Consider the following 13,619-nt stretch of genomic DNA (forward strand, 5'->3'; position numbering starts at 1 on the left):
TTTTTCCTTTTGTGGCGGGGCTTCAAGGCTTGGGAGAATTAGCCGCATCAGGGCCGCCCGCCTGGCGTCTCTTCCCTCAGTGGTGATCATTACTCATGCCTGCATCCCTCCGGCCGGAACTCCTGGCCATCCTCCGCCTTGCCGGCCCACTGATCGCCGCGCAATTGGCCAACGTGCTGATGGTGTTCACCGACACGGTGATGATGGGCCTGCTGGGCCCGGCCGAGCTGGCCGCCGGCGGCCTGGGTGCGGCGAGCTATTCCTTCGTCTCGATCTTCTGTGTGGGGGTGATCGCCGCCGTGGGCAACCTGGTGGCTATCCGCCACGGCGCCGGGGACGTGGCCGGCGCCGCCCGGCTGACCCAGGCCGGGCTGTGGCTCGGCTGGGGCCTGGCCCTGGCGGCTGGGCTGCTGCTGTGGAACCTGGCACCGCTGCTGCGGCTGTTCGGCCAGGAGGCGCACAACATCGAGGGTGCCATGCAGTTCCTCTCCACCCTGGTGTTCGCGTTGCCCGGTTACATGACCTTCATGGCCCTGCGCGGCTTCACCAGCGCCATCGGCCGGCCCGGCCCGGTGATGGCCATCAGCATCGGCGGGGCGCTGGCCAACTTCGCCCTGAACTATGTGCTGATCCACGGCTGGTTCGGCCTGCCCCGGCTGGGCCTGGCGGGCATCGGCCTGATCACCGCGCTGGTGATGACCGCCATGGCGCTGCTGCTGGCCTGGCACGTGACGCGCCACCCGGCCTATGCCGCCTACTCACTGCGCCACGGCCTGCTGCAGCCGCGCCTGGACGACCTGCGCGAGCTGCTGCGCCTGGGCCTGCCCATCGGTGGCACCTATGCGGTGGAGTCCGGCCTGTTCGCCTTCGCTGCGCTGTGCATGGGAGCCCTGGGCAGCCAGGCGCTGGCCGCGCACCAGGTGGCGATCATGTCGGTGTACGTGGCCTTCATGGTGCCGGTGGGCATCTCCTACGCGGTGACCTTCCGTATCGGCCAGCACTTCGGCGCCGGCCGCCTGGAAGACGCACGCCGCGCCGGGCGGCTGGGCATCGGCCTGGGCGCCGGTTGCATGCTGAGCTTCGCCGCGCTGTTCTGGCTGGCGCCGGAGTGGGTGGTGGGGCTGTTCCTGGAGCGTGGCAACGCCGAGTTCGAAGCGGTGGTGCAGATGGCCGTGGGCCTGCTGGCGATCGCGGCCTGGTTCGAGCTGTTCGACGGTATCCAGACCATCGCCATGGGCGCCATCCGGGGGCTGAAGGATGCCAAGACCACCTTCCTGGTCGGCCTCGGCTGCTACTGGCTGGTCGGCGCCCCGGCGGCCTGGCTGCTGGCCTTCCACTTCGGCTGGGGCCCGCAGGGCGTGTGGTGGGGGCTGGCCTCGGGCCTGGCCTGCGCGGCGCTGGGGCTGACCCTGGGCTTCGAGTTCAAGACCCGCCGCCTGTTGCGCGTCGAGCCGGCGGTTGCCGCCCGGGCTTCGGTGGCGGCCTGAAGCTCAGCCCTCGGGCTGGCCGAGGGCCGGCTGGCGCACGCCGAACACTAGGAAGCGCGCCAGTTCCGCCAGCGGCAGGGGCTTGCTGATCCAGTAGCCCTGCACCTGGTCGCAGCCGAACTGGCGCAGCAGGGCGAGCTGGTCGGTGTTCTCCACGCCCTCGGCCACCACTTCGAGCTTGAGGTTGTGCGCCAGGTTGATCATGGCCCGCACCAGTTGCTGATTCTCCGGGCGTGCCTGCATGCCGCCGACGAAGCTCTTGTCGATCTTCAGCAGGGTGATGGGCAGGCTGTTGAGGTGAACGAAGGAGGAGAAGCCGGTGCCGAAATCGTCCAGGGAGAAGCGCACGCCCACCTTGCCCAGTGCCTGCATGGTGGTGAGCACCTGCTCGCTGCGGCGCATGACGGCGGTCTCGGTCAGTTCGAATTCCAGCCAGCGGGCATCCACGCCGCGCTCGTCGATGAGGCGGGTGAGGGTGGGCAGCAACTGGCTGTCCTGGAACTGGCGGAACGACAGGTTCACCGCCATGTGCAGCGCCGGCAGGCCGCGCCCGCGCAGCCACTGCATGTCGCGCAGGGCACGGGCGATGACCCAGTAGCCCAGCGGCACGATCAGCCCGCTCTGCTCGGCCAGGGGCACGAACTCGCTGGGCGCCAGCAGACCGCGCTCGGCGTGACGCCAGCGCACTAGGGCTTCGAGGCCAACGATGCGGCCGGTCTTCAGGCACAGGCGCGGCTGGTAGTGCAGCTCCAGTTCGTCCCGGCGCAGCGCCCGGCGCAACTCGCCTTCCAGGTCGGCAAGGCTGCGGGCGCCGCGGTTGAGGCGCGCGTCGAAGAGGTGGAAGGTGCAGCCCTGGGCGCCCTTGGCCTGCTGCATGGCGATGTGGGCGTGCCACATCAGCGGGTCGGCGCCTTCGTCCGGGCAGGCGTGGGCCAGGCCCAGGCTGCAACCGATCAGCAGGCTCTCGCCATCGACCCAGAAGGGCTCGCCGAGGGCCTCCATCAGGCGCGAGGCCAGGCGCTCGGCGCGCTGCGGGTCGCGGCGGGTATCCAGCAGCAGGGCGAATTCGTCGCTGCCCAGGCGGGCGACCTGGTCACCGGGGGACAGCTCGGCCTTGAGCCGCGCCACCACCTGCAGGATCAGCCGGTCACCGGCCTGGTAGCCGAGGGCATCGTTGGCGTGGCGGAAGTTGTCCAGGTCGAGGTGGCCGAGGGTCAGGCCGGTGCCGCCGTATTCCACCAGCCGCGCGGCCAGGAGGGTCTGGAAGCCCTGGCGGTTGGCGATGCCGGTGAGCGGGTCCTGCTCGGCGAGGCCCTGCAGGGTGCCCTGCATCCGCTGGCGCTCGCCGAGATAGCGCAGGCAGCGGCGCAGCAGATCCAGGTCGAGGCGCTCGCGCGGCAGCCAGTCATGGACGCCGGCGGGCAGCTCGCCCGGGTCCTGTTCCAGCAGCAGCACGGTGGGCAGGTGGCAGCGGCCGGGCATGGGCAACAGCTCGGCGGTGCAGAAGAGAATGCCTTCGGTGCCGTCGTCGAACAGGCTCGAGGCGGCTTCCCAGGTGGGGGCGGTGATCAGGAGGTAATCGGGCCCGAGGGCCTCGAACAGCGGGCGAGCCCCTTCCGCCCAGCCAGGCGTGTCCGCCAGCAGCAACAGGTGCAGGGGCTTCGCGAGCGCAGACAATCGGACCTCCCCAGGTCACAAGAAGCAGTGGCGCCAGGCGCCTGTTCGCGTCGTAGTCGACGTCGTTTTATTCATGCACGATCGGCACGTTGTTGGCCTGCCTGGTTCGAATGAGATCGCCTCTCAAACCCAGGTGCCGGAACAATCGTACTGGAAGTGGGGAAATAGCCAAGTCGCAACCTGCCCCAAAGGGGTGCTGGATCACACTGTGGAACGGACTTCGGCATGCCCGGCGGGGTTTGATAGAATGCGCGGCCATTCCCTTGCCCGTACAGCCCGCATGTCCCGACTCAACCCCCGGCAGCAGGAAGCCGTGAACTACGTCGGCGGCCCGCTCCTGGTGCTCGCCGGTGCCGGTTCCGGCAAGACCAGCGTGATCACCCGCAAGATCGCCTACCTCGTCCAGCAGTGCGGTATCCGCGCCCAGCACATCGTCGCCGTGACCTTCACCAACAAGGCCGCCCGCGAGATGAAGGAGCGTGTCAGCAGCCTGCTGCGCGGTGCCGAAGGCCGTGGGCTGACGGTGTCCACCTTCCACAACCTGGGCCTGAACATCATCCGCAAGGAGCATGCGCGGCTGGGCTACAAGCCGGGGTTCTCGATCTTCGACGAGACGGACATCAAGGCGCTGCTGTCGGACATCATGCAGAAGGAGTACTCGGGCGACGACGGCGTCGACGAGATCAAGAACTGCATCGGCAACTGGAAGAACGACCTGATACTGCCCGAGGAGGCCCTGGCCAACGCGCGCAACCCCAAGGAGCAGACCGCCGCCATCGTCTACCTGCACTACCAGCGCACGCTGAAGGCCTACAACGCGGTGGACTTCGACGACCTGATCCTGCTGCCGGTGAAGCTCTTCCAGGACAACCCGGACATCCTCGAAAAGTGGCAGTACCGGGTGCGCTACATGCTGGTGGACGAGTACCAGGACACCAACGCCAGCCAGTACCTGCTGGTGAAGCTGCTGGTGCAGCACCGCGCGCAGTTCACCGTGGTGGGCGACGACGACCAGTCGATCTACGCCTGGCGCGGCGCAAGGCCGGAGAACCTGATGCAGCTGAAGGAGGACTTCCCTTCGCTCAAGGTGGTGATGCTGGAGCAGAACTATCGCTCCACCAGCCGCATCCTCAAGTGCGCCAACGTGCTGATCGCCAACAACCCCCACGTGTTCGAGAAGCAGCTGTGGAGCGAGATGGGCGTGGGCGACCCGATCCGGGTGATCCGCTGCCGCAACGAGGACGCCGAGGCCGAGCGCATCGCCATGGAGATCCTCACCCTGCACCTGCGCACCCAGCGGCCCTACAGCGACTTCGCCATCCTCTACCGGGGCAACCACCAGGCCAAGCTGATGGAGCTGAAGCTGCAGCACCACCAGATTCCCTACCGGCTCTCGGGCGGCACCAGCTTCTTCGGACGCCAGGAAGTGAAGGACCTGATGTCCTACTTCCGCCTGCTGGTGAACCCGGACGACGACAACGCCTTCCTGCGGGTGATCAACGTGCCGCGCCGGGAGATCGGCTCCACCACCCTGGAGAAGCTCGGCAACTACGCCACCGAGCGGAAGATCTCGATGTACGCCGCCGCCGACGAGATCGGCCTGGCCGAGCACCTGGACAGCCGCTACACCGAGCGCCTGCAGCGCTTCAAGCGCTTCATGGACAAGGTCCGCCAGCAGTGCGCGGAGAGCGACCCGATCGCCGCCCTGCGCAGCATGGTGATGGACATCGACTACGAGAACTGGATCCGCCAGAACGCCTCCAGCGACAAGGTCGCCGACTTCCGCATGGGCAACGTGTGGTTCCTCGTGGATGCGCTGAAGAACACCCTCGAGCGCGACGAGGAAGGTGGCATGACCATCGAGGAGGCCATCGCCAAGCTGGTGTTGCGCGACATGCTCGAACGCCAGCAGGAGGAGGAAGAGGGCGCCGAAGGGGTGCAGATGATGACCCTGCACACCTCCAAAGGCCTGGAGTTTCCCTACGTGTTCATCATGGGCGTGGAGGAGGACATCCTTCCGCACCGCTCCAGCATCGAGGCCGACACCATCGAGGAGGAGCGCCGCCTGGCCTACGTGGGCATCACCCGCGCCCGGCAGAACCTGGCGATGACCTTCGCCGCCAAGCGCAAGCAGTACGGCGAGATCATCGACTGCTCACCCAGCCGCTTCCTCGACGAGCTGCCGCCGGAGGACCTGGAGTGGGAAGGCATGGACGATACGCCGACCGAGGTGAAGGCGGTGCGTGGCAACACGGCGCTGGCGGACATCCGGGCCATGCTGAAGAAGCCCTGACCGGGCCTGCGGAGAAGTCTGACCGAACGACCAGAAGGGCATCGCGCAATGCCCCCTGGCCAAGGTAGAATGCGCCGCTTCATCAGCGACAGCCGCTTCGCAGGAAGCCCCTCCCGTGGACATTCTCAAAGAAAAGATCCTTTCCGAAGGCATCGTGCTTTCCGACCAGGTGCTCAAGGTCGACGCCTTCCTCAACCACCAGATCGACCCCAAACTCATGCAGTTCATCGGCCATGAGTTCGCCGAGCGCTTCCGCGGCCAGGGCATCACCAAGATCGTCACCATCGAGGCCTCGGGCATCGCCCCGGCCGTGATGGCCGGCCTCGAGCTGGGCATACCGGTGATCTTCGCCCGCAAGTTCCAGTCGCTGACGCTGAAGAACGACCTGCTGATCTCCAAGGTGTTCTCCTTCACCAAGCAGACCGAGAGCACCATCGCCATCTCCGCCAAGCACCTGACGGCCGCCGACCATGTGCTGGTGATCGATGACTTCCTCGCCAACGGCCATGCGGCCAAGGCGCTGATCGACCTGATCGGCCAGGCGGGCGCGAGCATCGCCGGCCTCGGCATCGTCATCGAGAAGTCCTTCCAGGACGGACGCCGCCTGCTGGAGGAAGAGGGCTACCGCATCGAGGCGCTGGCTCGTGTGGCCTCCCTCGCGGATGGCAAGGTCAGCTTCATCGACTGACCCGTTGCCGGGCCCGAACACCTCGGGCCCGGCGGTGCTGCGACAACGAGTCGCACCGCGCAGGCACAAAAAAGCCGCCCTCGGGCGGCTTTTTCGATGCTTCGCGACGCTTACAGGCCGGACATCTTCTGGATGGCAGCTTTCAGTTCGTCGTCGGTGCAGTCGGCGCAGGTGCCCTTCGGCGGCATGGCGTTGATGCCGGTGATGGCCTTGGCCAGGATGCCGTCGAGGCCGCCCTGGTGGTCTGCACGCTCTTTCCAGGCTGCAGTGTCACCGATCTTCGGTGCACCCAGCACGCCAGCGGTGTGGCAGGCGCCACAGTGCTTGGCGATGATGTCGTCCGGCGTACGTGCGCCGCCGCCTGCGGCCGCTGCCACGGCGCCGACACCCTTGCATTCCTGACCCTGCACGCAGACCTCGCCCACCGGCTTGATGCGCTCGGCGATGGCGTCGTCGGTCGCGGCCTGGGCGCTAACTGCCCACAGGGCCAATACGGCAACATGCGCTGCCAGCATCTTATTTATCAGGTTCACCCTTTCACCCTCATCGTGGCTAGATACGCCCGCGGCCACGGTTTCGCGAGCGGGCGCAAGTATAACGTCATGGCCGTCTGGCCGAAACAACCCAACGCGTCGCAGGGATATCGGCGGCAGCGGTCTTTCAGAAGTTTGCCGGAGTGGTCGCGCTGATCAGGCGAGCCGGCAGGTCGAACGGATTGCGGAAGCGGTGCGGACGGCTGCTTTCGAAGTAGTAGCTGTCGCCCGGTTCGAGGATGTACACGTCGTTGCCGACGGTCAGTTCGAGACGCCCTTCGACCAGCATGCCGGCCTCTTCGCCCTCATGGGCGTACATCTCGTCACCGGTGTCGGTGCCCGGCGGGTAGGTTTCATCGAGGAAGGCAATGGCGCGGCTGGGGTGGGCCTTGCCCACCAGTTTCATGGTGATGGCGCCACTGCAGATGTCGGTGAGTTCGGAGGCCCGATAGACCACCTGGGTCTGGTTATCCTGTTCCAGGTCGAGGGAAAAGAACTCCACCAGCGACATGGGGATGCCCCCGAGCACCTTCTTCAGCGAACTGATGGAGGGGCTGACGCTGTTCTTCTCGATCATGGAAATCGTGCTGTTGGTAACGCCTGCACGTTTGGCGAGTTCACGCTGGGAAAGGCCTTTGAGCTTGCGGATAGCTTGCAGTCGAACACCGACGTCCAATGCTGGGATCCTCCTCTGGATTCTTGTTAGGGGGGCTTGGTGCGCGCAATCATGCGGCTAGCGTTCAGTATTTACAACACTTCGGCCGTCAATACTGCGCAAAAAAACGTACCCCCTGGTAAATCCCAGGAAAATCAGCAAGTTGGCAAGCAACCAATGGTCCGTAAGCCCCGCCGGGCAAGGCCTAGCGCTCGATAAGGGGAACCCGGCGCAGGTTGCAGAAGATCTGGTAGGGAATGGTCCCGGCGTGCATCGCCACCTCGGCGGCGGACACCTGGCTGCCCCACAGTTCGACGCGGCTGCCGAGGCCGGCCTGGGGCAGGTCGGTGAGGTCGACGGTGAGCATGTCCATGGAGACCCGGCCGATCAGCCGCGAGGGCTGGCCATCAATGGCCACCGGCGTGCCGGTGGGCGCGTGACGCGGGTAGCCATCGGCATACCCCATGGCCACCACGCCGACCCGGGTCGGCCGCTCGGTGACGAAGCGCGCGCCATAACCCACCGGTTGCCCGGCCGGGAGCTCACGCACGCTGATGACCTTGGACTCCAGGGTCATCACCGGCTTGAGGCGGTCGGCCAGGGGATGCGCCTGCTCGAAGGGGGTGGCGCCGTAAAGCATGATGCCGGGGCGCACCCAGTCACTGGGAACCTGGGGCCAGCCCAGCAGGGCCGGCGAGTTGCGCAGGCTGACTTCCGCCTCGATACCGGTGCGGGCCTGCTGGAACACGGCGACTTGCTGGGCGCAGCTATCACTGTCCAGTTCGTCGGCACGGGCGAAGTGGCTCATCAGCACCACCTTGGCCGCCTTGCCACTGGCCAGCAGGCGCTGGTGGGCGTCGCGGAACTCGGCGGGGTGGAAGCCCACGCGGTGCATCCCGGAATCCATCTTCAGCCAGAAGGTCAACGGCCGGGCGAGGGTGGCTCGCTCCACCGCTTCCAGTTGCCAGGGAGCATGCAGGACGCACCAGAAGTCATGCCGTTCGATCAGCGCCAGCTCGTCGGCCTCGAAGAAGCCTTCGAGCAGCAGGATCGGTGCACGGATACCCGCCTCGCGCAGGGCCAGCGCCTCTTCGATGCACGCCACGGCGAACCCGTCGGCCTCGGCCTCCAGGGCACGGGCGCAGCGAACGGCGCCATGCCCGTAGGCATCGGCCTTGACCACCGCCAGTGCTCGGGCACCGGAGGCTTCACGGGCGAGGCGGTAGTTGTGGCGCAGCGCTTCGAGGTCGATGAGGGCACGGGCGGGACGCATGGCGGGCACTTCTTCTGGTTATGGAAAAAACCCGGCTCGGGCGCCGGGCTGAGGAAGGGGTCAGGGCAGGGCGGCGACGACGGTCATCTCCACCAGCACCTCGGGGGAATACATCCGGGCCTCGACACAGGCGCGGGCCGGGGCGGCGCCCTTCGGCAGCCAGGCGTCCCAGATCGCGTTCATGGCGGCGTAGTCGGCCGCCATGTCCTTGAGGTAGATGGTCACCGAGAGCAGATGGCTCTTGTCGGTACCGGCCTCGGCCAGCAGCTTGTCGATGCTGGCGAGGGTCTCGCGGGTCTGCTGGCCGATCCCGGCGCTGAGCTTCTCGTCAAGCTGGCCGGCCAGGTAGACCGTGCCGTTGTGGATGACGATTTCGCTGTAGCGGGTTTCAGTGTGCAGTCGCTGGATTGGCATTGCTCGAGGTCTCCTTGGAATTGCCGTAGCGGAAGATATCCAGGCCTTCGGCGCTGATCTGCGGGCGCTTGCGCGCCATCAGGTCCGCCAGCAGGCGGCCGGAACCGCAGGCCATGGTCCAGCCAAGGGTACCGTGTCCGGTGTTGAGGAACAGGTTGCGGTACGGCGTGGCCCCGACGATGGGGGTGCCGTCCGGGGTCGCCGGGCGCAGGCCGGTCCAGAACTCGGCCTTGGCCACGTCACCACCTTCCGGGTAGAGGTCGGTGGTGATCATTTCCAGGGTCTCGCGACGGCGCGGGTTCAGCGACAGGTCGAAGCCGGCGATCTCCGCCATGCCGCCGACGCGGATGCGGTCGTCGAAACGGGTGATGGCGACCTTGTAGGTCTCGTCCAGGATGGTCGAGGTCGGAGCCATGGCACCGTTGGTGATCGGCACGGTCAGCGAGTAGCCCTTGAGCGGGTACACCGGGGCCTTGATGCCCAGCGGCTTGAGCAGTTGCGGGCTGTAGCTGCCGAGGGCGAGGACGTAACGGTCAGCGGTTTCCAGCTTGCCGTCGATCCATACGCCGTTGATGCGGTCGCCGGCGAAGTCCAGGCGCTGGATGTCCTGGCCGAAGCGGAACTCGACCCCCAGCTGCACGGCCATCTCGGCCAGGCGGGAGGTGAACATCTGGCAATCGCCGGTCTGGTCGTTGGGCAGGCGCAGGGCACCAGCGAGCTTGTGCTTGACCCTGGCCAGGGCCGGCTCGACGCGGGCGATGCCGTCGCGGTCGAGGATCTCGTAGGGCACACCGGAGCGCTCGAGGACGGCGATGTCCTTGGCGGCCGCGTCGACCTGGGCCTGAGTGCGGAACAACTGGGTGGTGCCGAGCTGGCGGCCTTCATAGGCAATGCCGGTTTCGGCGCGCAACTCGTCGAGGCAGTCGCGGCTGTACTCGGACAGGCGCACCATGCGCTCCTTGTTCACCGCATAGCGGGACGCGGTACAGTTGCGCAGCATCTGCGCCATCCACAGGTACTGGTCCAGGCTGCCGGTGGCCTTGATGGCCAGAGGCGCGTGGCGCTGCATCAGCCACTTGATGGCCTTGAGCGGCACGCCGGGGGCGGCCCAGGGGGATGCGTAGCCAGGCGAGACCTGGCCTGCGTTGGCGAAGGAGGTTTCCATGGCGACGGCCGGCTGACGGTCCACCACCACCACCTCGAAGCCTTCCCGGGCCAGATAGTAGGCACTCGCGGTACCAATCACGCCGCTGCCCAGCACCATTACTCGCATGTCTGCCTCCACCGCGACGGCCTTGCCGGCGCGTTTGTTACTTTGAGCGTAGATGTCGGCAGTATAAGAAGGCGTGACCAGTGATATTCACTATATAGCCAGCTATATTTGGCGATAATTCTTGGCAATATCGGCTTTTGCGGAGGGGCATCCACCATGAGAACCCAGCATCAATCGCGTCGTGAGCTGGACAAGATAGACCGGAATATTTTACGCATCCTCCAGGAGGACGGCCGCATCTCCTTCACCGAGCTGGGCGAGCGGGTGGGGTTGTCGACAACGCCCTGCACCGAGCGCGTCCGCCGCCTGGAGCGCGAGGGGATCATCATGGGCTACAACGCCCGCCTGAACCCGCAGCACCTCAAGGCCAGCCTGCTGGTGTTCGTCGAGATCAGCCTGGACTACAAGTCCGGCGACACCTTCGAGGAGTTCCGCCGCGCCGTGCTCAAGCTGCCCCACGTGCTCGAATGCCACCTGGTGTCCGGTGACTTCGACTACCTGGTGAAAGCCCGCATCAACGAGATGGCCTCCTACCGCAAGCTGCTGGGCGACATCCTCCTCAAGTTGCCCCACGTCCGCGAATCCAAGTCCTACATCGTGATGGAAGAGGTGAAGGAAACCCTCAGCCTGCCCATTCCCGACTGAGCCGATCCTTGCCCCGGGGGCACAGGGATTTTTCCCGAAGTCCCCTTGGCGCACAGGAACGGGCCTGCCTATCCTGCGTCGCTTTTTTCAAACACAAGAATCAGGATTGCGCCCATGAACGCCCGCGTTCGCCAACCGGTCCACAGCGACCGCCACGCCCCCTCCTATTACGCCGCCACCGCCAACCGCCAACTGGCCTACCCCCCCCTGCAGGGCGAGGTCCGGGCCGACGTGTGCATCGTCGGCGGGGGATTCTCCGGCCTCAACACCGCCATCGAACTGGCCCGCCGCGGCATTTCGGTGGTCCTCCTGGAGGCCCGCCAGGTGGGCTGGGGCGCCAGCGGGCGCAATGGCGGCCAGTTGATCCGGGGCGTCGGCCATGACGTCGACCACTTCGAGCCGGCGATCGGCGCCGAAGGCGTGCGTGCCCTCAAGCTGATGGGCCTGGAGGCCGTGGAACTGGTGCGCCAGCGGGTGGACGAGTTCGCCATCGACTGCGACCTGACCTGGGGTTACTGCGACCTGGCCAACACGGCCCGCGACTTCGCCGGCTTCGCCGAGGACATGGAGGAGCTGCGCGGGCTCGGCTATCGCCACGAGATGAAGCTGGTGCAACCCGGTGACATGCGCAGCGTGGTGGGGTCCGACCGCTATGCCGGCGGACTCATCGACATGGGCTCGGGGCACCTGCACCCGCTCAACCTCGCATTGGGCGAAGCGGCGGCAGCCACCTCCCTGGGCGTGCGGATATTCGAACACTCCGCTGCCACGCACATCGACCATGGCCCCGAGGTGACGGTGCACACCGCCAGCGGTCAGGTGAAGGCCGCCACCCTGGTGCTGGGCTGCAATGCCTACATCAATGACCTCGACCCGACCCTGGGCGGCAAGGTGCTCCCGGCCGGCAGCTACATCATCGCCACCGAGCCGCTGCCCGAAGACCTGGCGCGGGAGCTGCTGCCGCAGAACATGGCGGTCTGTGACCAGCGCGTGGCCCTGGACTACTACCGCCTTTCCGCCGACCGCCGTCTGCTGTTCGGCGGCGCCTGCCACTACTCCGGGCGTGATCCGGCGGACATCGCCTCATACATGCAGCCGAAGATGCTGGCGACCTTCCCCCAGTTGGCCGACGTACGCATCGACTACCACTGGGGCGGCATGATCGGCATCGGTGCCAACCGACTGCCGCAGATCGGTCGCCTGCCCGGGCACCCGAACGTCTACTTCGCCCAGGCCTACTCGGGCCACGGGGTGAACGCCACTCACCTGGCCGGCAAGCTGCTGGCGGAAGCCATCTGCGGCGAGCAGGGCAGCGGTTTCGAAGTGTTCGCCAAGGTGCCCCACATCACCTTCCCCGGCGGCCGCCTGCTGCGCTCGCCGCTGCTGGCACTGGGGATGCTCTGGTACCGCCTGCGCGAGACGGTGGGCAACAGCCTGGCGCGCTGACCCTCAGGCGCCCGGGGAGCCGACCGGGGTATCTTCGCCCATCGGCTCCCGGGTCCAGGCCAGCCAGACGAAACCGGCCGCCCCTACAGCCATCATCAGCGGCAACGCATGGCCGCTGATCCACTGGCTGGCAGCACCGGTCACCAGCGGCCCGATCAGGCAGCCGATCCCCCAGAGCTGGGCCACATGAGCGTTAGCCCGCACCAGTTCATCGTCCCGGAAGCGCTCGCCGATCAGGATCAGCGCCAGGGTGAACAACCCCCCGGCGCTGGCGCCGAACACCACCCACACCGGCCAGATCAGCGGCGTGTGCAGCAGCAGCGGCACGCTCAGGCTCGACAGCAGCAGGGCCAGGCCGCAGGCCCGGAACAGCGCGCGCCGGGGTACTCGGTCCGCCATCCAGCCGATAGGCAATTGCAGGGCCGCATCCCCCACCACCACCACGCTGGCCATCAGCAGGGCCACCTCCTGGGTGAAGCCCTGGCGCAGGCCGTAGACCGGCAACAGGGTGAGCATCATCGCTTCGAAGGCCGCGAACAGCACCACCGCCCAGGCGATGGTCGGCATGCGCTGGCAGAAGACCCAGAGACCACGCCCGGAGGCGCCGTGCTCGTCGACCTGGGGCGCGCCGCCACGCCCGAGCAAGATCAGCGAACCGCCGATCAACAGGCCGGTACCGGTCCAGAAGCCGCGGTCCGTGTCGCTGCCCAGCAGAGTCAGCAGCAGAGGGCCGGACAACTGGCTCAGTGCATAGCCAGTGCCGTACAGCGCCACCAAGCGACCACGCCACTGCTCCACCGCCAATTGGTTGATCCAGCTCTCGCCGAGAATGAACACCACGGTCAGCGCCACGCCGATGAACAACCGCAGCAGCAACCAGACCGGGTAGCTCTGCACCAACGCCAGCAGCGCCACCGACACAGCCCCCAGCAACAGGCACAGTTGCATCAGCGGGACGGTGCCGAAACGTGCCGCCAGGCGTCCGGCCAGGGAAGCGCCGAGGAGCACGCCCACCGCCGGGGTTGCAGCCATGACACCGATGGCAAACGAGCCGTAATGCCAGCTCTCCAGACGCAGCGACACCAGCGGCATGGTCACGCCCAGCGCCAGGCCGATGCTGATGACGGCGCCACACACGGCGAAATAGGTGCCCCAACGCATGACGGTGTTCCTCCCGTTTACGGCTACTGGCTGGCGGAAAAGCAAAAACGGCCGGGCTCCCGAAGGGAAACCCG

At 66.7% G+C, this 13,619-nt stretch carries 12 protein-coding genes; 5 read left to right on the forward strand and 7 right to left on the reverse strand.

What is annotated here, in order from left to right; genetic code table 11:
- Nucleotides 1-95 precede the first annotated feature (95 nt).
- Entirely contained in the window at nucleotides 96-1,487 is a 1,392-nt protein-coding gene (locus tag A9G05_RS02925; RefSeq protein ID WP_069559554.1) for a NorM family multidrug efflux MATE transporter, read from the forward strand.
- 3 nt (nucleotides 1,488-1,490) lie between these two features.
- Here A9G05_RS02925 and A9G05_RS02930 read toward each other — a convergent pair whose 3' ends face one another.
- Nucleotides 1,491-3,164, reverse strand: coding sequence for a bifunctional diguanylate cyclase/phosphodiesterase (locus A9G05_RS02930; protein ID WP_069559555.1), 1,674 nt, complete (start codon nucleotides 3,162-3,164; stop codon nucleotides 1,491-1,493).
- Between the two features lie 280 nt (nucleotides 3,165-3,444).
- On the opposite strand from A9G05_RS02930, the gene rep reads away from it, so the two are divergent.
- Both rep and A9G05_RS02940 read left to right on the forward strand, forming a co-directional pair.
- On the forward strand, nucleotides 3,445-5,457 hold the full coding sequence (gene rep, locus A9G05_RS02935; RefSeq protein WP_069559556.1) for a DNA helicase Rep: 2,013 nt from the start codon (nucleotides 3,445-3,447) through the stop codon (nucleotides 5,455-5,457).
- 115 nt (nucleotides 5,458-5,572) lie between these two features.
- Entirely contained in the window at nucleotides 5,573-6,145 is a 573-nt protein-coding gene (locus A9G05_RS02940) for a xanthine phosphoribosyltransferase (RefSeq protein ID WP_069559557.1), read from the forward strand.
- Between the two features lie 110 nt (nucleotides 6,146-6,255).
- On the opposite strand, the gene A9G05_RS02945 is transcribed toward A9G05_RS02940, so the two are convergent.
- The 5 genes from A9G05_RS02945 to dadA form a co-directional block, all read right to left on the reverse strand.
- Nucleotides 6,256-6,678 (reverse strand): cytochrome c5 family protein, encoded by a 423-nt coding sequence (locus A9G05_RS02945; protein WP_069559558.1) that lies wholly within the window; start codon nucleotides 6,676-6,678, stop codon nucleotides 6,256-6,258.
- A gap of 127 nt (nucleotides 6,679-6,805) precedes the next feature.
- A complete protein-coding gene (locus A9G05_RS02950) occupies nucleotides 6,806-7,354 on the reverse strand; it encodes a cupin domain-containing protein (protein WP_044400741.1) in 549 nt (182 codons plus the stop codon).
- A gap of 184 nt (nucleotides 7,355-7,538) precedes the next feature.
- Entirely contained in the window at nucleotides 7,539-8,606 is a 1,068-nt protein-coding gene (alr, locus tag A9G05_RS02955) for an alanine racemase (RefSeq protein WP_069559559.1), read from the reverse strand.
- Nucleotides 8,607-8,666: 60 nt separating this feature from the next.
- The gene (locus A9G05_RS02960) at nucleotides 8,667-9,020 is read right to left on the reverse strand and encodes a RidA family protein (protein WP_044400736.1); all 354 of its coding nucleotides are present in this window, start codon (nucleotides 9,018-9,020) and stop codon (nucleotides 8,667-8,669) included.
- The gene (gene dadA, locus A9G05_RS02965; RefSeq protein ID WP_069559560.1) at nucleotides 8,995-10,293 is read right to left on the reverse strand and encodes a D-amino acid dehydrogenase; all 1,299 of its coding nucleotides are present in this window, start codon (nucleotides 10,291-10,293) and stop codon (nucleotides 8,995-8,997) included. The genes A9G05_RS02960 and dadA overlap by 26 nt, the downstream gene beginning before the upstream one ends.
- Before the next feature lie 156 nt (nucleotides 10,294-10,449).
- Here dadA and dadR point away from each other — a divergent pair, with 156 nt between their 5' ends.
- The gene (dadR, locus tag A9G05_RS02970) at nucleotides 10,450-10,938 is read left to right on the forward strand and encodes a transcriptional regulator DadR (protein ID WP_044400730.1); all 489 of its coding nucleotides are present in this window, start codon (nucleotides 10,450-10,452) and stop codon (nucleotides 10,936-10,938) included.
- A 114-nt stretch (nucleotides 10,939-11,052) separates the two neighbouring features.
- The gene (locus tag A9G05_RS02975; protein ID WP_069559561.1) at nucleotides 11,053-12,384 is read left to right on the forward strand and encodes an FAD-binding oxidoreductase; all 1,332 of its coding nucleotides are present in this window, start codon (nucleotides 11,053-11,055) and stop codon (nucleotides 12,382-12,384) included.
- A gap of 3 nt (nucleotides 12,385-12,387) precedes the next feature.
- On the opposite strand, the gene A9G05_RS02980 is transcribed toward A9G05_RS02975, so the two are convergent.
- On the reverse strand, nucleotides 12,388-13,545 hold the full coding sequence (locus A9G05_RS02980) for an MFS transporter (protein WP_069559562.1): 1,158 nt from the start codon (nucleotides 13,543-13,545) through the stop codon (nucleotides 12,388-12,390).
- Nucleotides 13,546-13,619: the final 74 nt, after the last annotated feature.

It is taken from the genome of Pseudomonas sp. ENNP23 (assembly GCF_001728945.1).
Taxonomy (GTDB): Bacteria; Pseudomonadota; Gammaproteobacteria; order Pseudomonadales; family Pseudomonadaceae; genus Metapseudomonas; species Metapseudomonas otitidis.

Coding starts and splice junctions, on each gene's coding strand:
- A9G05_RS02925 (WP_069559554.1), top strand. CDS start 96: ATGCCTGCATCCCTCCGGCCGGAACTCCTGGCCATCCTCCGCCTTGCC.
- rep (WP_069559556.1), top strand. CDS start 3,445: ATGTCCCGACTCAACCCCCGGCAGCAGGAAGCCGTGAACTACGTCGGC.
- alr (WP_069559559.1), bottom strand. CDS start 8,606: ATGCGTCCCGCCCGTGCCCTCATCGACCTCGAAGCGCTGCGCCACAAC.
- A9G05_RS02960 (WP_044400736.1), bottom strand. CDS start 9,020: ATGCCAATCCAGCGACTGCACACTGAAACCCGCTACAGCGAAATCGTC.
- dadA (WP_069559560.1), bottom strand. CDS start 10,293: ATGCGAGTAATGGTGCTGGGCAGCGGCGTGATTGGTACCGCGAGTGCC.
- dadR (WP_044400730.1), top strand. CDS start 10,450: ATGAGAACCCAGCATCAATCGCGTCGTGAGCTGGACAAGATAGACCGG.
- A9G05_RS02975 (WP_069559561.1), top strand. CDS start 11,053: ATGAACGCCCGCGTTCGCCAACCGGTCCACAGCGACCGCCACGCCCCC.
- A9G05_RS02980 (WP_069559562.1), bottom strand. CDS start 13,545: ATGCGTTGGGGCACCTATTTCGCCGTGTGTGGCGCCGTCATCAGCATC.